The organism is Gilliamella sp. Nev5-1 (assembly GCF_001690895.1).
GTDB lineage: Bacteria > Pseudomonadota > Gammaproteobacteria > Enterobacterales > Orbaceae > Gilliamella > Gilliamella apicola_C.
Map to the genome: position 1 here is coordinate 20840 of NZ_LZHO01000060.1, position 21603 is coordinate 42442.

The window sequence follows — 21603 nt, forward strand, 5'->3', positions numbered from 1 at the left end:
AGGACGGATAATAAAAATGCAATATGGATTTTATATTGATTCTTCAAAATGCACGGGTTGTAAAACTTGCCAAGTGAGTTGTAAAGATGAAAAAGATAATGCTTTAGGCGTCCGTTTTCGCCGTGTTTATGAATATGGTGGTGGTCGTTGGCAGCAAGTTGATAATCTTTGGCAAAATGATACTTTTACCTATTATTTGTCTATCGCATGTAATCATTGCGAACAACCTGCTTGTGTGCAGAGTTGCCCAACGGGGGCAATGCATAAACGTTCACAAGATGGCTTAGTGGTTGTTAATCAAGACATTTGCATGGGGTGCCGAAATTGTGAAACCCACTGTCCATATGGAGCACCACAATTTGATTATCAAAAAAAGGTCATGTCAAAATGTGATGGTTGTTATGAACGTGTTGCCGAGGGATTAAAGCCTGTTTGTGTTGAGTCATGCCCACAGCGAGCTTTAGATTTTGATGAAATTGAAACGCTACGCCAGCACTATGGCGAACAATGCGATATTGCACCACTACCAAGCTCACAGCTCACTAAGCCCAATATTGTAATAAAACCCCATGCACAAGCTAAGATGTCTGGCGATACCTTAGGTAAAATACTTAATCCTGAAGAAGTATAAGTAATATGTCATAATTACCACGGGTTTTTTTGGGGGGGTATCAGTGTAACTAACTGATAGAATCGTTCTAAGGAGATATTTATTTGGATAAGTTAGTTTCTATCACATTAGCCAAACTACTTGGTATGTTTCTTTATTATCCACCCAATAGTAAAGTTACTACATCATTAACGCAGGCCTTATTACATATTAACCATTTAGCCCCATGGAAAGATTCTATCCTTATTTATGAGCAGTGCCATATATTAGCTAATCAAATTGATAATCCAGATCTTAATTACCAATTTTCATTATTATTTGAAGGACAGGGAACAATGCCTGTACCCCCGTGGGGTTCATTTTATTTGGATAAAGAAAACCTATTGCTAGGAAAATCACTAGAAAGCTATCGTCAATTTCTGCAACAACATGGGGTAAAACTCAATACAGGAATAAACGAGCCAGAAGATCAATTTGGATTAATGCTTATGGCATACGCTATGTTGTTGGAAAATAATCACCATGTAACGGCAAAACAATTAATTGATGAACATTTGTTAAGTTGGTCATCAGCCTATTTAAAAAAGCTACAGAAAAGCCAGATTAGCCCATTTTATCAAGCGTTAGCGGTAATTGCTGAGCAATATTTACACATGCTGTGATTAACATCTTACGCAAACCGATTCAATCTAATGTGGTTATTTTGGGCAAATATTCATTGGCATCACTCATTGGGTATAACTTGCCATACCATAACATTGCAGCTTTTAGCGTAATCGGTATAATCGCTATTATGATTTATTTAAAATAGATATTATTAATGTTAGCTTATTTACAACTCATGCGATTGGATAAGCCAATTGGATCATTGCTTTTACTCTGGCCCACACTTTGGGCTATTTGGCTTACGGGTCATCCATCTACTTATATTACTATTATTTTTGTGCTTGGCGTGTTTGTTATGCGCTCGGCAGGTTGTGTCGTGAATGATTATGCCGATCGCCACTTTGATGCACACGTTGAGCGAACAAAAAACCGCCCCCTTGCTCAAGGTGCATTAACCGAAAAAAACGCACTATGGACGCTATTGGTCTTATTACTGATAGCGCTTTGTTTATTATTAAATTTAAATAAGCTGTCATGGCTAATTGCTTGCTTTGCGTTACTTACCGCACTCATTTACCCTTTCATGAAGCGTTACACCCATTTACCACAAGTCACCTTAGGCATCGCATTTAGTTGGAGTATTCCGATGGTATATGCAGCAACCATTGAACAGTTCCCCTTAACGTGCTGGATACTTTTCTTGACTAATATCTGTTGGACAATTGCTTACGATACCCAATATGCGATGGTAGATCGTAATGATGATATAAAAATTGGCATCAAATCCACGGCTATTTTATTTGGCAATTATGATAAATTAATTATTGGATTATTACAGATAATATCTGTTATTGGCTTGTTATTTATTGGTTTAATCAATCAGTTATCGCTGATATTTTATATGGCTGTATTATTGGTTATAGGACTATTTATTTACCAACAATGGCTCATAAAAAACCGAGATAGAAACAAATGTTTTAGTGCCTTTATGAATAATAATTATGTTGGTTTTATTATTTTTTTAGGTTTGTTGTTTGCTTGACAATGAGCCGTAAACTAGATCGCTCGTGAACAGAGGTTAACAAGTGCAGTATAAATTACTTAAAAACTTTAATAAAATCAATATGTTTTCTGACTGTTTTTTAGTGCAAATGCCTTGTTTAGTCTATTTAGCGTTGTGTGAGTGTGCGGCATTTTGCACCAAATCCACTAAATCGGGCGTGATAACACTAGCTTGTTTTATTGATAAAAACTAAAATGCCCGACACAACACTATCTTAGAACAGTAACATCACTAAACAGTAAAGGAAGTCGTTGATTTTTTTAAAAAAGTTAAAATAAAAACTTCAATAAAATCAATGGTTTTTCTGACTGTTTTTTAGTGCAAAATATCTTGCTTAAGCTATCCAGCGTTGTGTGAGAGTACAGCATTTTGCACCAAATCTGCTAAATCGGGAGTGATAACAATAGCTTGTTATTATTAATAAAAACTAAAATGCCCGACACACCACCATCTTAGAACAGTAACATCACTAAACAATAAAGGAAGCCGTTGATTTTTTTAAAAAAGTTAAAATAAAAACTTCAATAAAATCAATGGTTTTTCTGACTGTTTTTTAGTGAAAAATATCTTGCTTAGGCTATCTAGCGTTGTGTGAGAGTACAGCATTTTGCACCAAATCCACTAAATTGGGCGTGATAACACTAGCTTGTTTTATTAATAAAAACTAAAATGCCCGACACATCACCATCTTAGAACAGTAACATCACTAAACAATAAAGGAAGTCGTTGATTTTTTTTTAAAGTTAAAATAAAAATTTCAATAAAATCAATGGGTTTTCTGACTGTTTTTTAGTGCAAATACCTTGTTTAGTCTATTTAGCGTTGTGTGAGTGTGCGGCATTTTGCACCAAATCCGCTAAATTTGGCATGGTAACACTAGCTTGTTTTATTAATAAAAACTAAAATGCCCGACACAACACTATCTTAGAACAGCAAAATCACTAAACAATAAAGAAAGTCGTTGATTTTTTTAAATTAAAATAAAAACTTGAATAAAATCAATGGCTTTTCTGACTGTTTTTAGTGCAAAATGTCTTGTTTTCAACTGTCCAACCTATTAGCCTTGCTCTGCAAGCGTTGCTTGGACAATCCGCAATGCATCAAAAGTTTCTTTAACATCGTGTACACGAATAATTTGGGCACCTTTCATGGCTGCAATCACGGCACATGAAACACTGCCGAGAGTACGTTCTTGTGGCGGCACATTTAATACTTGCCCAATCATCGATTTTCGAGACATGCCAACCAATAACGGTAAGTTGAAATGATGGAACTTTTCAAGCATTGCTAATAGGCGATAATTATGGGCTAGTGTTTTGCCAAATCCAAAACCAGGATCGAGTATGATTTTTTCACGGGCAATACCAGCATTTAAGCAACGATCTATATGCTTTGCAAAAAATAGGTCGACTTCTTGATATATGTCTTGCTGGTAGTGTGGTGCATTTTGCATGGTTTTAGGATCGCCTTGCATGTGCATAATGCAAACAGGTAACCCTGTTTGTGCAGCGGCTTCAATAGCACTAGGCTCTGTAAGGGCTCGAATATCATTGATTAGGTGAGCGCCTGCTTTAGCAGATTCTGTCATGACTTGTGGTTTTGAGGTATCAACCGATATCCAGACATCAAAATAACGAGCAATTTTTTCAACGAGTGGGATAACGCGGTTAAGCTCTTCATCAACGGAAACCTCGGTTGCACCTGGGCGTGTTGATTCGCCACCTACGTCAATAAATGTTGCACCAGCTTGAATCATGCTATCAACCCGGCGCATGGCATCATCAAGATTGTTATAAGTCCCACCGTCAGAAAACGAGTCTGGCGTCATATTTATAATGCCCATAACTTGTGGGAATGAAAGATCCATCACTTGATTTTTAAAATGTATTTCCATGATTAAAAGCCTTATATGGTTAGTGTCAATAATGCAATAATTTAAATGGCATTGAGACTTATCAACTAGGTTGAGTTAAATTTTTAGCTTGCTTGTTGTTTTATTCAGGTAAATTTACTTATCATCTATTTTTATTTTACCGATAAAAAACGCGCCGTAGCGCGTTATATTTTATTTGAGCTTATTAACCTTTTGATTGAGGCGGTATGTCACTTCCTTCATTGGGTATTTTGCTTGCTGCGTGTTCGTCACTTTCAGTCCAATCATCAGGCGCTGTAATCGGGCGACGTGCAATTAAATCTGCAACTTGTTTTGCTCCAATGGTTTCATACTTCATTAGCGCATCTTTCATTGCATGAAGGATATCGATATTGTCAGTTAATATTTGACGAGCTCGTTGATAATTACGATCGATAATGGCTTTGACTTCTTCGTCGATAATTCTAGCTGTTTCGTCAGAAATATCTTTTGGTCGTCCGTATGAATTATCATCGGTTTCGTAAAATAATGGACCTAAGCGTTCAGAAAATCCCCATTGTGTTACCATCGCTCGTGCATATTGTGTGGCAACTTTTATATCATTTGATGCACCAGTAGAAATTTTATTGGCACCGTAGATGAGTTCTTCTGCAAGTCGTCCACCATAAAGGGTTGCAATATCGCCTTCCAGTTTTTCACGACTTTCACTAACACGATCACCTTCAGGTAGGAAGAAGGTTACACCAAGTGCGCGCCCACGTGGAATAATGGTGACTTTATGGATAGGATCATGATCAGGCATTAAGTAGCCAATAATAGCATGTCCTGCTTCATGATAAGCGGTTGAAATAAGTTGCTCTTGAGTCATGGTTAATGAACGTCTTTCCGTGCCCATGTTAATCTTATCTTTAGCTTCTTCAAATTCATCCATTGTGACCACACGCTTATTGCGACGCGCAGCAAATAAAGCCGCTTCATTGACTAAATTCGCTAATTCTGCACCAGAATAACCCGGCGTTCCACGCGCTAGTACCGATAAATCAACATCAGATCCTAGAGGCACTTTACGCACATGCACTGCAAGAATTTGTTCTCGGCCTTTCATATCTGGTAAGCCAATTTGTACTTGGCGGTCAAAACGACCTGGACGGAGTAAGGCTGGATCTAAAATATCGGCTCGGTTGGTTGCTGCAATGATAATGATGCCACTATTGGCTTCAAAACCATCCATTTCAACTAGCATTTGGTTTAATGTTTGTTCACGTTCATCATGCCCGCCCATTGAGCCTGCGCCACGTTTTCGGCCTACAGCGTCAATTTCGTCAATAAAGATGATACAAGGCGCATGTTTGCGCGCTTGTTCAAATAGATCTCGGACACGTGATGCTCCCACACCAACAAACATTTCAACAAAGTCCGAACCTGACATGCTGAAAAAAGGCACTTTGGCTTCGCCAGCGATTGCTTTTGCTAGTAATGTTTTACCTGTACCTGGAGGCCCAACCATTAAAATACCTTTTGGAATTCGTCCACCTAGTTTTTGGTATTTACCTGGATCTCTTAAAAAATCGACCACTTCAGTGACTTCTTGTTTTGCCTCTTCACTGCCAGCAACGTCGATAAATTTGGTTTTAACTTGGTCTGGCGTTAGCATTTTGGCTTTGCTTTTGCCAACTGACATTGGACCACCTTTACCACCACCTTGCATTTGGCGCATCATAAAGAGCCAGAACCCAATAAGTAAAATGATAGGGAACCAAGAAATAAATATGCTCATTATTAAACTTGGTCTTTCATCAGGTGCACCATAGACAGGTACTTTATTGGCTAACAAGTCATCCATTAGTTTTTCATCTAAATAAGGGATGTAAGTGACGTAGTTGCCATTATTTTTGGTTGTGGCAATAATTTCACGTCCTTTAATATGCACTTCTTGGAGATTACCAGCTGTGATATCGGAATTAAATTGGGTATAATTGACTTGAGGTCCGCTATTGGATATTGAACTGAATTGGTTAAATACAGTAATCAATACTACAGCAATAACTCCCCAGATCAGTAAATTCTTTACCATGTCGTTCAAAAGAAAAACCTCTCATAAAAATTAACAGTTACGACTAAATTTAACGAAGTATGGTACTACAAAATTATACAACTGGCTACTTCATCCCCATTGCAACAATATAAACTTCTCGAGACCTAGCTCGCGAAGCCTCTGGCTTACGAATTTTGACTGTTTTAAACATCAAACGTACTTGTTTTAGGTATTCTTCAAATCCTTCACCTTGAAACACTTTGACAATAAAATTACCATTAGGCGCAAGCACATCTCTACACATCTCTAATGCAAGCTCTACTAAATACATGGCTCTGGGGATGTCAACAGCGGGTTGCCCGCTCATATTTGGCGCCATATCTGACATGACAACCTGAACTTTTTCTTCACCAACTCGTTCGAGTAACGCTTTTAGAACGGCTTCGTCCCGAAAATCACCTTGCAAAAAGTCAACACCTACAATGGGATCCATTGGTAATAAATCACAAGCAATAATGCGACCTTTGTTACCTATAAGTGATGCAACATATTGTGACCAACCACCAGGAGCTGCACCTAAATCAACAACGGTAATGTCTGGTTTGAATAATTTGTCACTTTTTTGTATTTCTTCGAGTTTGAACCATGCTCTAGAGCGTAGGCCTTTTTTTTGTGCTTGTTGTACAAAGCGATCATTAAAATGTTCATTGAGCCAACGCGTTGAACTTGCTGAGCGTTTTTTATTACTCACAGCTAATAAATCCTTAATGTAAAGAGGTCACTTCATTGATTACAAATATATATAAGGGTAGAATAGCAAAATTACAACTTAAAGTGATAAAAATTTAATGAATTTATCGAATAAACAAAAACAGTATTTAAAAAGTGAAGCTCATCATTTAAAACCTATAGTGATGATTGGGGCCAATGGATTTACCGAGGGAGTGCTTGCCGAAATTGACAACGCCTTAAATTTCCATGAGTTAATTAAGATTAAGGTTTCTGCGGAAGATCGCGAAACGAAGAAGCTTATTTGTGATGCTATTATTCGTGAAACAAAGGCTTTGCCAGTGCAATTGGTGGGTTCTAACTTTACCATTTTTAGACCAAGTGAAGATAAGAAAATCACTTTACCTAAATAAATGCGACAACAGGGCTATAAGCCCTGTTTGTTATTTATAATGTATTGAAGATTAGATATATTCCACTTTAATAATATCAAATTCCACATCACCACCTGGCGTTTTAATTTGTACAGTATCGCCATCTTCTTTGCCGATTAAACCTCTAGCAATTGGTGAATTGACTGAAATAAGATTCTGCCTGTAATCAGCCTCATCATCACCTACGATACGATAGGTTGTTTCTTCGTCTGTTTCTACATTGATAACGGTTACTGTTGCACCAAAAATAATACGCCCAGTATTTTTTACTTTAGTTATGTCAATAATTTGTGCTTGTGAAAGTTTGCCTTCAATTTCTTGAATACGGCCTTCACAAAAGCCCTGCTGTTCTCTTGCGGCATGGTATTCAGCATTTTCTTTTAAATCGCCGTGAGCTCTTGCTTCAGCTATGGCGGCTGTTATTTGTGGTCTTTTGACATTTTTGAGCTCTTCAAGCTCGGCTCGTAATAATTCAGCTCCCTTAACCGTCATTGGGATTTGTTTCATCTAGGTATCTCCCGTTTTTACTTATAGTAAATAAAAATAACTCTCCCTTATCTTAATCAAAGAAGGGGAAAGTGAGTTGTTCAGTTATTATTTAAAAATATATAATGAAAGTTTATATCTTAACTGTAAAACCAACTTAACCACAAATCATTTATACGCAATGAGGTGCTATTTTGGTTAAAATCAGTTATCGTAATGCAATTATTCATAGTTCATTATAACAATTAAATTTATTTATGCGACGATTACGATTTTATATCATCATTTTTCTATTCATTTTTTGGCTTTTAGTTTTGTTGTCTTATTTTGTTGTGCAAACCTCTTTTGGCGCTAAAATAGTTAGTCAGCAATTATCTAGATTAAGTTCTTATACAATTTCAATAGGCAACGTTCATCATTCGTTTTCAAATTTCTATGAATTGGCTTTTGATGAAGTCGTTGTGAGCGATAATAAGCAAGAAATTATTCATATTCCTAAATTAGTGATAGGATTGGATAAAAGCAATCTTTGGCAATTATCTCACTTTAATTATATTACCATTATTAACGGCGCGGTTGCTGATACTCACTTTGGCCACTATGCCTTTTCAAGCAATACGCTAAAATTTGTTAATTCAAACGTTGATGTTCTGGTCAACAATGGAAAAGACAAACTTTCATTCAATAAAATTAATGGGGGCATTCAACCTTTTATTTCATCGGGAGCAGGTCAGTATCAATTTGATTTTTCTTCACAAGATGTTTTAGTGAATCAAATTCCAATAAAATCACTACTTATTCAAGGGTTCCATCGCGATGGTGTTACAACGATTACTAATTTAGGTGGAAATATTAATAATGGCTTTTTTGTGAGTAAATTAAAAGTACTTGCTGATAATAGTTTGAATATTGATCAATTAAAGTTACATAATATCAATTTCCAATCAACAGATGAGGCGTTTTGGAGCAACTATTCCCATATTTTGCCAAAATTAACTATTAAGCAATTATCAATACTTGAAAGTAGTATACAATTGCCTCATTTTTTAATTGAGAAAGGCAATATTGAAGTAACCAATCTTTGTTATGATGATAAGTGGCGTTTTGAGCAAAGCTCTTTTACTTTTAATGCTGATAATGTTGTTTTACATGAGCAGTCATTTTCGTCGGTATTGGTTCAATTATCATCCGATAATCAAGAAGTGACGATTCAAAAAGCGTTAGCGAAATGGAATAAAGGCAGTATAAATTTTTCTGGAAAATGGAAAGATAATGACCTACAGCTAGAGAAATTAACATTAGCCGATATCAATTATGACGTTCCTGAAAAATTTGAGCTACCCGTGTTACCCGATATTTTTAAGCATATTATAGTTGATAAACTTGATATTTTACAAAGTTTAATAATTAGAAAATACAGCGATTTTCCGTTTAGCCTATATAATTTTCAAGCTTCAGGTTCAAATGTTGTTTTAGCTGAAAATCAAAAATTAGGCATATTTTCAGGAACTGTGTTTTTTAAATCAGAAAAAGGTTCGTTTAATAGAATTGATATTCGTTATCCAGATCTGGTCCTAAAATTTGATTCTCAAAATCATGCTTTGTTAACTTTTGGCTCTTTAGTTAATAGTGGCATGATCGAATCCCAAGCAGATATTGATCTGTCGCAAAATGAGCCGTTATCTTTGAAATTTAATGCATATAATATCACCAGTTCGTTGTTAGAAGACTGGAAATTGGTAAAGCAACCTCCAACAGCGATAAATTATTCAGCTAATTTACATGGACAATTTCGACCATTTAGCTTTTCAGGGGTGTTTTCGACAAACGAGGGAAATGATTATATTATCAATCTTGAGCATTGATTTTTATTAAAAGCATCGTTATATAACTGGTTAAGATGTATAAGATGCGCTTTCTATGTGTGTTTGAGCGTGAAAGCTCAACAATTAGTATGATATGAAGGTGTTATTTTGCTTGTAAGGTTAGATAAATGGCTTTGGGCTGCAAGATTTTATAAGTCTCGCTCATTAGCTCGAGAAATGGTTGAAGGTGGCAAGGTACATTATAATGGTCAGCGCTCTAAACCAAGTAAAATTGTTGAAGTTGGGGCCATTTTAACGCTTCGCCAAGGTTTGGATCAAAAAACAATTCAAATTTTAGCTATTAGCGAGCAACGAAAAACTGCTACTGAGGCTCAACAACTTTATCTAGAAACTCCCGATAGTATTGTTAAACGAGAAACAATAGCACAAGCACGTAAACTCAATGCATTGACAATGCCGCACCCCGATAGAAAACCTGATAAAAAGGAGCGGCGCGATTTGATTAAATTTAAATACAATAGACAACAAGGTGACAACAATTAATATGGATACTTTAAATCGTTTTTTATTTGATAATCACCCTATTCGTGGTGAAATTACCCGTCTTGAGCAGACGTATGAAGCGATTTTAGATAATCATTCATACCCAATTGCGGTACAAAAATTACTTGGTGAATTGTTGGTTGTAACCAGTTTATTAACCGCAACACTAAAATTTGAAGGCGATATTGCTGTGCAGTTGCAGGGTGATGGCGCTTTATCTTTAGCGGTAGTGAATGGTAATGATCAACAACAGTTACGTGGTGTTGCTCGAGTTAACGGTGAGATCACTGATAATGCGACGCTTAAAGATATGGTAGGTAATGGTTATGTTGTTATCACTATCACACCAAAACACGGTGAGCGTTATCAAGGAATTGTCGGATTAGAAAAAGATACGCTTATTGGTTGTATCGAAAACTATTTTATGCAATCGGAACAACTGCCAACGCGCTTATTTGTCAAAACGGGAGTGTATAATAATAAGCCAATGGCAGCAGGCATTTTATTGCAAGTTTTGCCCGCTCATGAAAACACCTATGAATCATTTGAGCATCTTTGTGCATTAACTGAGACAATGACTAGCGATGAGCTGTTTCAGCTTCCTACTGATGAGATTTTATACCGCCTATATAATCAAGAAGACGTACGCCTTTTTGAAACACAGGATATTATTTTTAAGTGCGGATGTTCACGCCAACGTTGCGAGAATAGCTTAATGACCTTACCAAATAATGAAGTTGATGAAACTCTAGCTGAACAGGGTGGTAAAATTGATATTCATTGTGATTATTGCGGAAAGCATTATTTATTTGATTCAATCGATATTGCCGAAATGAGAAGCAAGCATAACTTTAGTTATCATTGATATTGCAGATAAAAAGAACCACTAAAACTTATAAAGTTTTAGTGGCAAAGTGAAATATAGGGAAATTAAACCCGCATTTAGTCTATCAGAATTAGCAAAATCTACCAATTTTTTTTAACGGTTTCATGTAATTTTTTATTAAAGACACTGATAAACCTGCTTTTCATTAATAAAAATTTAGAATAAAGAACATATTTGATCTAAATTTTTGTCTAACTAATATATATTATCTATATAGATATCTTCAACAAGAGCGTGTTGATTGCTGATCTTCCATTTAATATTAAAATGGTAAAGCGTCAGTCCATAGGTTTGTTCATTAATTTTTTTTTGTTTGTAGGCAGGCCTTGGATCTTGAGAAATAACTTGTGTAATGAGCTCAGTGAGCTGAGGATAATCCTGTTTTTGTAAATCTAAAATTAATTGTGCTTTTTGTGAAAATGTAACAGTTAGTTTTTCTTTAGGTGTAGATTGTGCGTATCCTGCAAATGCATCTGAATGGCTGTCACAATAAGGAATATAAGGCTTGATATCAATAATTGGCGTGCCATCAACTAAATCTAGGCTACCTAGTTTTAAAATGACCTGTTTATTTTCAACAAGGATGTCCTTTAATTCGACAGCAGAAAGCCCTATATGATTAGGTCTAAATGGTGAGCGTGTAGCAAATACTCCCATTGTTTTATTACCACCTAAACGAGGAGGGCGTACGGTTAATCTCCATTTTTCAGGAGCAATATGGTGAAATAGGAATAATAGCCATAAATGTGAAAACTGTTCCAGCCCTTTAACACTGACGGGATCATTGTAAGGCGCTAATAAGTAAAGATCGCCTTGTCCTGCGTTAACTAAATTAGGTTGCCTTGGCACAGAAAATTTTTCACTATAAGGGGAGCGGATTATGCCGATTGGTTTTATTTGATATGTCATTGTTTATTGATTTATAGAAAATTTTTAAGTGGATTGGTTTATTTTCTTTATGCTAATAGTTTTCATGCTAATAGCTTTTATGCTAATAGCTTTCCGCCGATAACAGAAGCCGGCGGAATTGATAGTAATAAGTATTTATTGTAAGTTATTACCAACCGCGAATAGCGCCACCATTAAAGATTTGGTTAGCTTTTTCTGCCACTGCGTCAGTTTGGTATGCTTTAACAAAGTTTTTTATACTTTCATTCTCTTTGTCAGCTTCACGAGAAACAATAATGTTAACATAAGGTGATTCTTTATCTTCTACAAAAATACCATCTTTACTTGGTGTTAAGTTGGCTTGCCCTGCAAAGGCGTTATTGATAATTGCAAGATCAACTTGAGTATCATCTAATGAACGTGGCAACATGGGTGCTTCAAGTTCAACGATCTTATAGTTGTAAGGATTGCTAGTGATATCAAGTACAGTAGGCAATAAACCTTTAGATTTATCAACTGTAATCATGCCTTCATGTTGTAATAATAATAACGCTCGTCCTAAGTTGGTTGGGTCATTAGGAATAGCAATAGTTGAATTAGCTGGAATAAAGAAGGTTTCACCGCGTGGTGATGTCACTTTTACCCCTTCACCTGTTTCTGTTGATTCTTCAATCGGTTTTAATTTGCGAGAATAGCTTGCAATTGGATAAACAAATGAGTTTCCAACAACAGCTAATTTATAACCACGTTCTTTTATTTGCTCATCTAAATAAGGCTTATGTTGGAATGCGTTCACTTCAATTAAGCCGTCATTTAATGCTTGGTTTGGTGTAACGTAATCGTTAAAAATAACTAGTTCAACGTCTAAATTATAAAGATCTTTTGCTTGTTGTTTAGCTACTTCGGCGACCTCTTGTTCAGGACCAGAAATCACTCCTACTTTGATAGAACTTACTTTAGCAGGCTCTGCTGATTTGCTATCTGTTGTGGCTGGTTGTTTATTATTATCACAGCCAGTTAAAAAAAATGCACTTACCAATGTGCTAATAAGTACTAGCTTTTTAATAGACATATATTTCTCCCAAAATTAATGATGTGTAACTCGTTTAACAATCCTATTGCCAATAAATTGAATAATAAAGACAATAATAATTAATATAACCAAAACAGTGTTCATTATAGCAGGCTTGTAGCCGTTGTAACCATATTGAATAGCTAGTTGTCCAAGACCTCCAGCGCCAACGGCTCCAGCCATCGCAATGTATCCTGTCAAAGTAATTAAGGTAATCGTCATGCTATTAACAATTACAGGTAATGATTCAGGTAATAAAACCTTATATATAATTTGAAATGGTGTTGCTCCCATTGATCTAGCCGCCTCAATTAACCCTTTAGGTACATCTAACAATGCATTTTCAATCATACGTGCAATTAATGGCGATACACCAATACTTAACGGTACTACAGCTGCTTGTTTACCTATAAAGGTTCCCATTAACAACGTGGTAAAAGGAATAATCCATACAATTAGTATAATGAAAGGAATAGAACGAAATATATTAGTAATAAATGAAATAGCACTATTAGTTATATAGCAATCTAAGATCTGCCCTTTGCGTGTTGTATAAAGCAATATTCCAATAGGTAATCCAATCACCGTTCCCCAAAAACCCGATAGAAAGATCATATAAAGGGTTTCATCAGTGGCTTGTGCCATTTTCAATAGCATAGCTTGATTAAAACCATTGTATGATGAACAAAAAGCAACAAAGTCACCCCAAAAGCTGTATTGGGATAAATAGTGAAATAGTGATTCGAAAGGTTTAAATGAAGGAATAAAATCAAACATAGCCGAGAACCTCTACTTGGGTATTATTTTTTATTAAAAATTGAATTGCTGGTGCCATACTTTTCGGGTTCCCTTTCATTTCTGCTAGCATTAAGCCAAATTTAACCCCCCCTGCATAATCCATTTGTGCACTAATAATATTACTATCAATTTCAAATTCTTTAGCAATTTGCGATAACAAGGGGGAGTCGACAGAAACTCCCGTAAACTCTAAGCGTACTAAAGGATTGAGCCCTTCTTTTGGCTCAGATGATAGTCTTGTTAAATAATCATCAGGGATATTAAGATGCAAGGTTGATTGAATAAATTGTCGTGCAATATCTGTTTTTGCATGTGAGAACATTTCACCTACCGATGATTGTTCAACCAATTCTCCATTGCTGATCACTGCTACTTGATCACAAATTTGTTTTACTACATCCATTTCATGTGTGATTAATAAAATGGTTAGTCCTAATTTTTGGTTGATATCTTTTAATAATGCCAAAATTGAACGAGTGGTTTCAGGATCAAGGGCACTTGTTGCTTCATCGCATAATAAAACTTTGGGTTCACTTGCTAAAGCTCGGGCAATGGCAACTCGTTGTTTTTGGCCGCCAGACAAATTCGAAGGATAAGCATCGGCTTTTTCAGCTAAGCCGACTAATTCAATTAATTCATTAACCTTTTGCTTGATTTTTGATTTTGGGGTTTGGCTTAATTCAAGAGGAAATGCAATATTATCAAATACTGTCCGTGAAGAAAGTAAGTTGAAGTGTTGAAAAATCATGCTTATTTTTTGACGTATTTTGATTAACTTTCTATTTGATAGATGTGTTATTTCTTGATTATCAAAAAAAATTTTACCATTAGTCGGTTTTTCTAGAAGATTAACACAACGAATAAGTGTGCTTTTTCCTGCCCCTGATTTGCCGATAACGCCATAAACCTGCCCTTTAGGAACATGGATATTAATATCTTTTAAAGCATAAATAGGTGTTTTATTATGCTCAAATGTTTTCGAAATGTGTTGTAGTTGTATCATAATATATAAAGAAAAAGATGAATAAATGAATATTAAGACGTCTAGACATCTAAGTCAATCGATAATATGCTATGCGAAGTAGAGTAATACCTAAATTAAAAGGGAAAGAGTCAATATGAAACCTGCTATTTTTTTAGATCGAGATGGTACTATTAATGTAGATTATAATTATGTGCATACCATTGATAAATTTCATTTCATTGATGGTGTTATTGATGCGATGCAAGAGCTCAAGAAAATGGGTTTTTTGTTAGTCATCACAACTAACCAATCAGGTATTGCCAGAAACATATTTACTGAAGAACAATTTCACACGTTGACAGAATGGATGGATTGGTCACTACAAGATCGCGGTGTTGATTTAGATGGTGTGTACTATTGCCCTCATGATCCGTTAATTGATAACTGTGAATGTCGCAAACCAAGTCCCGGTATGATTCAAACAGCAGCCAAAGAACTAAAAATTGATATTGCTAATTCCTATATGGTTGGGGATAGAGTGTCTGATTTATTGTCGGGTAAAAAAGCGGGTGTTAAAAAAACCGTATTAGTAAAAACGGGTGATACCATAACAGAAGAAGCATTAGAACAAGCTGATTGGGTTATTGATAGTTTGGCTGATCTGCCAAAAAGAATAAAAAACCAATCTTGATTGTGGTTTTAACTAATACAGCGTTTAGATTAAACGCTGTATTAAAGTGATACTTTTAAGTATTAGTGGAGCAATGGTTAATCCAATAAAACAGGCACTAATAAAAGTAACAACAGTTATGCCTAGTTGATTTATAGGAAAAGAATAGTTGCTAAATATAAAAATAAGCAAAGTAATAAGTGATATTAATCTCCAGTATGGAAAACCAACTTTATTCTGTTTAGATGTTATAATTGGTAAATAATAAATAGTCACACCAAGCTCGTACCGATTAATGAACTACCATGTTGTAATAATTTATAAATTGGAATTTCCATTTTCCCTATATTAACAGTGTCTTGTAATAAACTGAAAAGTTGAACAAAGCAACTCCCCAATGCTGACAGTAATATTTATTCCAGTTGAAAGTTAAATAATTAGCAAATCGCTTATAAAAGAAATTAGGTAAATTTTTAATTAAAGTATTTCGGACAATAAAATGAAAAATATAAGCAATAACTGGGGTCATTGGTAAATCAAATAAAAAATACCAGCTAGACTATGACTTAAAGTGCTTTTTACCTCCACTCTTAAGAAGTATTCAAAATCAGGCGACATACTACCAATAATCAAAGCCGTCATAGAAAATAGGTGGGGTTTCTTATATAGAGGTAATATGATAGCAGGATGAGCGAGTGTAAAAGGCATTTTTTATTCTAACTTAATAAAGCGCGTTTAATTTGAAGTTATTTTGTCTGTTATAAGAAATATAATCAATCCGCCAAAGATATTAAAATTTGCTTTTACAATAACTCAATTTAGTTTGTTTTTAGTTCGTCTTGAATAAAAAAAAAGCAAACAAGAATAAAATGCACAATAACCCCTTGCACGAATTTTTAAAGTCCCTATAATGCGCACCCACTGACACGGCGTCAGAGAAAAGCTGAGGCAAGTTAGTGAAAAATTAAGATCAAAAATTTTGAAAAAAGATCTTGACGAACAAAAAAGGTTAGCGTAGTATATGCAACCCTTGAGACAGCGAAGTAAATTAACGGAAAGTTGATTGATTTAAAAAGGCTGTTAGCTCTTTAAAAATAAGAAACAGACAATCTGTGTGGGCACTTGCGAGACGAAAGATTAAAGTCTACGGACTAAAAAGTTAAGTCTTGATAAGTGACACTGAAGATTCATTTGAATATGTCAGAGACAGTTATTGAGCATCAAACTTTAAATTGAAGAGTTTGATCATGGCTCAGATTGAACGCTGGCGGCAGGCTTAACACATGCAAGTCGAACGGTAACATGAGTGCTTGCACTTGATGACGAGTGGCGGACGGGTGAGTAAAGTATGGGGATCTGCCGAATGGAGGGGGACAACAGTTGGAAACGACTGCTAATACCGCATAAAGTTGAGAGACCAAAGCATGGGACCTTTGGGCCATGCGCCATTTGATGAACCCATATGGGATTAGCTAGTAGGTGGGGTAAAGGCTCACCTAGGCGACGATCTCTAGCTGGTCTGAGAGGATGGCCAGCCACACTGGAACTGAGACACGGTCCAGACTCCTACGGGAGGCAGCAGTGGGGAATATTGCACAATGGGGGGAACCCTGATGCAGCCATGCCGCGTGTATGAAGAAGGCCTTCGGGTTGTAAAGTACTTTCGGTGATGAGGAAGGTGTTGTATCTAATAGGTGCAACAATTGACGTTAATTACAGAAGAAGCACCGGCTAACTCCGTGCCAGCAGCCGCGGTAATACGGAGGGTGCGAGCGTTAATCGGAATGACTGGGCGTAAAGGGCATGTAGGCGGATAATTAAGTTAGGTGTGAAAGCCCTGGGCTCAACCTAGGAATTGCACTTAAAACTGGTTAACTAGAGTATTGTAGAGGAAGGTAGAATTCCACGTGTAGCGGTGAAATGCGTAGAGATGTGGAGGAATACCGGTGGCGAAGGCGGCCTTCTGGACAGATACTGACGCTGAGATGCGAAAGCGTGGGGAGCAAACAGGATTAGATACCCTGGTAGTCCACGCTGTAAACGATGTCGATTTGGAGTTTGTTGCCTAGAGTGATGGGCTCCGAAGCTAACGCGATAAATCGACCGCCTGGGGAGTACGGCCGCAAGGTTAAAACTCAAATGAATTGACGGGGGCCCGCACAAGCGGTGGAGCATGTGGTTTAATTCGATGCAACGCGAAGAACCTTACCTGGTCTTGACATCCACAGAATCCTGTAGAGATATGGGAGTGCCTTCGGGAACTGTGAGACAGGTGCTGCATGGCTGTCGTCAGCTCGTGTTGTGAAATGTTGGGTTAAGTCCCGCAACGAGCGCAACCCTTATCCTTTGTTGCCATCGGTTTGGCCGGGAACTCAAAGGAGACTGCCGTTGATAAAGCGGAGGAAGGTGGGGACGACGTCAAGTCATCATGGCCCTTACGACCAGGGCTACACACGTGCTACAATGGCGTATACAAAGGGAGGCGACCTCGCGAGAGCAAGCGGACCTCATAAAGTACGTCTAAGTCCGGATTGGAGTCTGCAACTCGACTCCATGAAGTCGGAATCGCTAGTAATCGTGAATCAGAATGTCACGGTGAATACGTTCCCGGGCCTTGTACACACCGCCCGTCACACCATGGGAGTGGGTTGCACCAGAAGTAGATAGCTTAACCTTCGGGAGGGCGTTTACCACGGTGTGGTTCATGACTGGGGTGAAGTCGTAACAAGGTAACCGTAGGGGAACCTGCGGTTGGATCACCTCCTTACGAAGAGCTCGTAAGTGTTCACACAGATTGTTTGTTTAGAAGAAAGAGTCACTTTATTGGGTCTGTAGCTCAGGTGGTTAGAGCGCACCCCTGATAAGGGTGAGGTCGGTGGTTCAAGTCCACTCAGACCCACCAATTCTACTTATTAAGCTGATTTTAGCTTGATTAGTTGATGAAGTGAGACAATGGGGCTATAGCTCAGCTGGGAGAGCGCCTGCCTTGCACGCAGGAGGCCAGCGGTTCGATCCCGCTTAGCTCCACCATTAAAGATATCTCTATTATTCGATGATGAAAAATTATGTTTGTATTTGCTTGGTTTAGTGATGAGTGAATAGAAAGATAAAGCTCTTTAACAATTAGGAACAAGCTGAAAGAAACGAGTTCTCGTTTTTACGGAAAGCTTTTATTTTTGGTTTAATGATATATTCAATAGATATGGAGTTAAGTTAAGGAAATAAAAAGCATTGAAGTAAGAAAGAGAAAAAAGCGTAAATTGAAAACCAAGACAACTGTGAGTTGTAAGGTTAAGAAATTAAGCGTACACGGTGGATGCCTAGGCAATCAGAGGCGAAGAAGGACGTGTTAATCTGCGAAAAGCGACGGTGAGCCGATAAAAGGCGCTATAGCCGTTGATGTCCGAATGGGGAAACCCAGTGTAGGTGACTACACTATCATATAATGAATTCATAGTTATATGAGGCGAACCGGGAGAACTGAAACATCTAAGTACCCCGAGGAAAAGAAATCAACCGAGATTCCCTAAGTAGCGGCGAGCGAAAGGGGAGTAGCCCAAGCGGGTAGCATGATGTATTAGTGGAAGCGTCTGGAAAGTCGCACGATAGAGGGTGAAAGTCCCGTACATGAAAATGCATGATGTGGAAGCTTATAGAGTAGGGCGGGACACGTGATATCCTGTCTGAAGAAGGGGGGACCATCCTCCAAGGCTAAATACTCCTGATTGACCGATAGTGAACCAGTACCGTGAGGGAAAGGCGAAAAGAACCCCGGGAGGGGAGTGAAATAGACCCTGAAACCGTGTACGTACAATCAGTGGGAGCTGTTACCGTTGGGTAATAGTGACTGCGTACCTTTTGTATAATGGGTCAGCGACTTATATTCTGTAGCGAGGTTAACCGAATAGGGGAGCCGAAGGGAAACCGAGTATTAACTGTGCGTTAAGTTGCAGGGTATAGACCCGAAACCCGGTGATCTAGCCATGGGCAGGTTGAAGGTTGGTTAACACTAACTGGAGGACCGAACCGACTAATGTTGAAAAATTAGCGGATGACCTGTGGCTGGGGGTGAAAGGCCAATCAAACCGGGAGATAGCTGGTTCTCCCCGAAAGCTATTTAGGTAGCGCCTCATGAATGACTGTTGGGGGTAGAGCACTGTTTCGGCTAGGGGGCCATCCCGGCTTACCAACCCGATGCAAACTCCGAATACTGACAAGTTTAATCATGGGAGACACACGGCGGGTGCTAACGTTCGTCGTGAAGAGGGAAACAACCCAGACCGCCAGCTAAGGTCCCAAAGTCATAGTTAAGTGGGAAACGAAGTGGGAAGGCTTAGACAGCTAGGATGTTGGCTTAGAAGCAGCCATCATTTAAAGAAAGCGTAATAGCTCACTAGTCGAGTCGGCCTGCGCGGAAGATGTAACGGGGCTAAAACTATGCACCGAAGCTGCGGCAGTGCACGCAAGTGTATTGGGTAGGGGAGCGTTCTGTAAGCCGTAGAAGGTGTGTTGTGAGGCATGCTGGAGGTATCAGAAGTGCGAATGCTGACATAAGTAACGATAAAGCGGGTGAAAAGCCCGCTCGCCGGAAGACCAAGGGTTCCTGTCCAACGTTAATCGGGGCAGGGTGAGTCGACCCCTAAGGAGAGGCCGAAGGGCGTATCTGATGGGAAACGGGTTAATATTCCCGTACTGGTTATAACTGCGATGGGGGGACGAAGAAGGCTAGGTTTACCACCTATTGGATGGTGGGTTAAGCATGTAGGCGTGTGATTAGGCAAATCCGGTCACTGAGACGCTGAGGTGTGATGACGATGCACTAAGGTGCAGAAGTAATTGATGCCCTGCTTCCAGGAAAATCCTCTAAGCTTCAGGTTATAATCAATCGTACCCGAAACCGACACAGGTGGTCAGGTAGAGAATACTCAGGCGCTTGAGAGAACTCGGGTGAAGGAACTAGGCAAAATGGTGCCGTAACTTCGGGAGAAGGCACGCTGATGGTAATTGAAGTCCCATGCGGATGGAGGTGAAATCAGTCGAAGATACCAGCTGGCTGCAACTGTTTAATAAAAACACAGCACTGTGCAAACACGAAAGTGGACGTATACGGTGTGACGCCTGCCCGGTGCTGGAAGGTTAATTGATGGGGTTATGCTTATGCAGAAGCTCTTGATCGAAGCCCCAGTAAACGGCGGCCGTAACTATAACGGTCCTAAGGTAGCGAAATTCCTTGTCGGGTAAGTTCCGACCTGCACGAATGGCGTAATGATGGCCAGGCTGTCTCCACCCGAGACTCAGTGAAATTGAAATTGCCGTGAAGATGCGGTGTACCCGTGGCAAGACGGAAAGACCCCGTGAACCTTTACTATAGCTTGACAGTGAACATTGAGCCTTAATGTGTAGGATAGGTGGGAGGCAAAGAAGCATGCACGCCAGTGTGTGTGGAGTCGACCTTGAAATACCACCCTTTAATGTTTGATGTTCTAACCTATACTTCTGAATCGAGGTAAGGGACACTGTCTGGTGGGTAGTTTGACTGGGGCGGTCTCCTCCCAAAGAGTAACGGAGGAGCACGAAGGTTAGCTAATCCTGGTCGGACATCAGGAGGTTAGTGCAATGGCAAAAGCTAGCTTGACTGCGAGAGTGACGGCTCGAGCAGGTACGAAAGTAGGTCATAGTGATCCGGTGGTTCTGAATGGAAGGGCCATCGCTCAACGGATAAAAGGTACTCCGGGGATAACAGGCTGATACCGCCCAAGAGTTCATATCGACGGCGGTGTTTGGCACCTCGATGTCGGCTCATCACATCCTGGGGCTGAAGTAGGTCCCAAGGGTACGGCTGTTCGCCGTTTAAAGTGGTACGCGAGCTGGGTTTAGAACGTCGTGAGACAGTTCGGTCCCTATCTGCCATGGGCGTAGGAAAATTGAGAGGGTTTGCTTCTAGTACGAGAGGACCGAAGTGAACGCACCGCTGGTGTTCGGGTTGTGATGCCAATTGCATTGCCCGGTAGCTACGTGCGGAATAGATAAGTGCTGAAAGCATCTAAGTACGAAACTAGCCTTGAGATGAGTTTTCCCTGAAGAGATTCAGTAAGGTCCGTTTGAGACTAAGACGTAGAT

16 protein-coding genes, 2 tRNA genes, 2 rRNA genes and 1 pseudogene are annotated in these 21603 nt (G+C 38.6%); 12 read left to right on the forward strand and 9 right to left on the reverse strand.

Translation table 11 applies throughout. From position 1 onward, the window contains the following. The first annotated feature begins 16 nt into the window (after nucleotides 1–16). The 3 genes from A9G41_RS08185 to ubiA all read left to right on the forward strand — a co-directional run bounded on the left by A9G41_RS08185 (nucleotide 17) and on the right by ubiA (nucleotide 2258). Nucleotides 17–631, forward strand: a complete 615-nt coding sequence (locus A9G41_RS08185; protein ID WP_065652597.1) for a DMSO/selenate family reductase complex B subunit — start codon at nucleotides 17–19, stop codon at nucleotides 629–631. An 83-nt stretch (nucleotides 632–714) separates the two neighbouring features. Then, nucleotides 715–1272: a TorD/DmsD family molecular chaperone gene (locus A9G41_RS08190; protein ID WP_082211794.1), complete on the forward strand. Its 558-nt coding sequence runs from the start codon at nucleotides 715–717 to the stop codon at nucleotides 1270–1272. 158 nt (nucleotides 1273–1430) lie between these two features. Then, nucleotides 1431–2258, forward strand: a complete 828-nt coding sequence (gene ubiA, locus A9G41_RS08195) for a 4-hydroxybenzoate octaprenyltransferase (protein ID WP_075539542.1) — start codon at nucleotides 1431–1433, stop codon at nucleotides 2256–2258. 1078 nt (nucleotides 2259–3336) lie between these two features. Here ubiA and folP read toward each other — a convergent pair. The 3 genes from folP to rlmE all read right to left on the reverse strand — a co-directional run bounded on the left by folP (nucleotide 3337) and on the right by rlmE (nucleotide 6938). Next, the gene (gene folP / locus A9G41_RS08200; protein WP_075539543.1) at nucleotides 3337–4173 is read right to left on the reverse strand and encodes a dihydropteroate synthase; all 837 of its coding nucleotides are present in this window, start codon (nucleotides 4171–4173) and stop codon (nucleotides 3337–3339) included. A gap of 184 nt (nucleotides 4174–4357) precedes the next feature. Beyond that, nucleotides 4358–6226, reverse strand: a complete 1869-nt coding sequence (gene ftsH / locus A9G41_RS08205; protein WP_255305719.1) for an ATP-dependent zinc metalloprotease FtsH — start codon at nucleotides 6224–6226, stop codon at nucleotides 4358–4360. Between the two features lie 85 nt (nucleotides 6227–6311). Beyond that, the gene (gene rlmE, locus A9G41_RS08210; RefSeq protein WP_065582208.1) at nucleotides 6312–6938 is read right to left on the reverse strand and encodes a 23S rRNA (uridine(2552)-2'-O)-methyltransferase RlmE; all 627 of its coding nucleotides are present in this window, start codon (nucleotides 6936–6938) and stop codon (nucleotides 6312–6314) included. A gap of 97 nt (nucleotides 6939–7035) precedes the next feature. Between rlmE and yhbY the strand changes: the two genes are divergently transcribed. Further along, complete coding sequence (gene yhbY / locus A9G41_RS08215) at nucleotides 7036–7329, forward strand: ribosome assembly RNA-binding protein YhbY (protein ID WP_065582207.1); 294 nt, start codon at nucleotides 7036–7038, stop codon at nucleotides 7327–7329. Between the two features lie 51 nt (nucleotides 7330–7380). On the opposite strand, the gene greA is transcribed toward yhbY, so the two are convergent. Beyond that, nucleotides 7381–7857, reverse strand: coding sequence for a transcription elongation factor GreA (gene greA / locus A9G41_RS08220; protein ID WP_065566577.1), 477 nt, complete (start codon nucleotides 7855–7857; stop codon nucleotides 7381–7383). 293 nt (nucleotides 7858–8150) lie between these two features. On the opposite strand from greA, the gene A9G41_RS08225 reads away from it, so the two are divergent. The 3 genes from A9G41_RS08225 to hslO all read left to right on the forward strand — a co-directional run bounded on the left by A9G41_RS08225 (nucleotide 8151) and on the right by hslO (nucleotide 11070). Then, nucleotides 8151–9701: a hypothetical protein gene (locus A9G41_RS08225; protein WP_065582206.1), complete on the forward strand. Its 1551-nt coding sequence runs from the start codon at nucleotides 8151–8153 to the stop codon at nucleotides 9699–9701. A gap of 108 nt (nucleotides 9702–9809) precedes the next feature. Beyond that, nucleotides 9810–10205 (forward strand): ribosome-associated heat shock protein Hsp15, encoded by a 396-nt coding sequence (gene hslR, locus A9G41_RS08230; RefSeq protein WP_218057944.1) that lies wholly within the window; start codon nucleotides 9810–9812, stop codon nucleotides 10203–10205. 1 nt (nucleotide 10206) lies between these two features. Continuing rightward, on the forward strand, nucleotides 10207–11070 hold the full coding sequence (gene hslO, locus A9G41_RS08235; protein WP_065582204.1) for an Hsp33 family molecular chaperone HslO: 864 nt from the start codon (nucleotides 10207–10209) through the stop codon (nucleotides 11068–11070). 216 nt (nucleotides 11071–11286) lie between these two features. Here the strand turns inward: hslO and tsaA are convergent, their stop codons facing one another. From tsaA to metN, 4 genes are all read right to left on the reverse strand, one after another. Beyond that, on the reverse strand, nucleotides 11287–12000 hold the full coding sequence (tsaA, locus tag A9G41_RS08240; RefSeq protein ID WP_065582203.1) for a tRNA (N6-threonylcarbamoyladenosine(37)-N6)-methyltransferase TrmO: 714 nt from the start codon (nucleotides 11998–12000) through the stop codon (nucleotides 11287–11289). Between the two features lie 148 nt (nucleotides 12001–12148). Further along, on the reverse strand, nucleotides 12149–13051 hold the full coding sequence (gene metQ, locus A9G41_RS08245; RefSeq protein WP_065582202.1) for a methionine ABC transporter substrate-binding lipoprotein MetQ: 903 nt from the start codon (nucleotides 13049–13051) through the stop codon (nucleotides 12149–12151). Between the two features lie 15 nt (nucleotides 13052–13066). Further along, nucleotides 13067–13708 (reverse strand): methionine ABC transporter permease, encoded by a 642-nt coding sequence (locus A9G41_RS08250; RefSeq protein WP_065566589.1) that lies wholly within the window; start codon nucleotides 13706–13708, stop codon nucleotides 13067–13069. A gap of 112 nt (nucleotides 13709–13820) precedes the next feature. Continuing rightward, nucleotides 13821–14852, reverse strand: coding sequence for a methionine ABC transporter ATP-binding protein MetN (gene metN, locus A9G41_RS08255; protein ID WP_065582201.1), 1032 nt, complete (start codon nucleotides 14850–14852; stop codon nucleotides 13821–13823). 115 nt (nucleotides 14853–14967) lie between these two features. Between metN and gmhB the strand changes: the two genes are divergently transcribed. Further along, nucleotides 14968–15504, forward strand: coding sequence for a D-glycero-beta-D-manno-heptose 1,7-bisphosphate 7-phosphatase (gene gmhB / locus A9G41_RS08260; protein WP_065566584.1), 537 nt, complete (start codon nucleotides 14968–14970; stop codon nucleotides 15502–15504). A 322-nt stretch (nucleotides 15505–15826) separates the two neighbouring features. On the opposite strand, the pseudogene A9G41_RS15070 reads toward gmhB, so the two are convergent. After that, nucleotides 15827–16191: pseudogene (locus A9G41_RS15070) on the reverse strand (DUF4184 family protein). 521 nt (nucleotides 16192–16712) lie between these two features. Between A9G41_RS15070 and A9G41_RS08265 the strand changes: the two are divergent. The 4 genes from A9G41_RS08265 to A9G41_RS08280 all read left to right on the forward strand — a co-directional run. Continuing rightward, a 16S ribosomal RNA gene (locus tag A9G41_RS08265) occupies nucleotides 16713–18250 on the forward strand. Between the two features lie 58 nt (nucleotides 18251–18308). Beyond that, nucleotides 18309–18385 (forward strand) — tRNA-Ile (locus A9G41_RS08270). A gap of 52 nt (nucleotides 18386–18437) precedes the next feature. Continuing rightward, a tRNA-Ala gene (locus A9G41_RS08275) sits at nucleotides 18438–18513 on the forward strand. Nucleotides 18514–18772: 259 nt separating this feature from the next. Beyond that, a 23S ribosomal RNA gene (locus tag A9G41_RS08280) occupies nucleotides 18773–21603 on the forward strand; the annotation flags it as partial.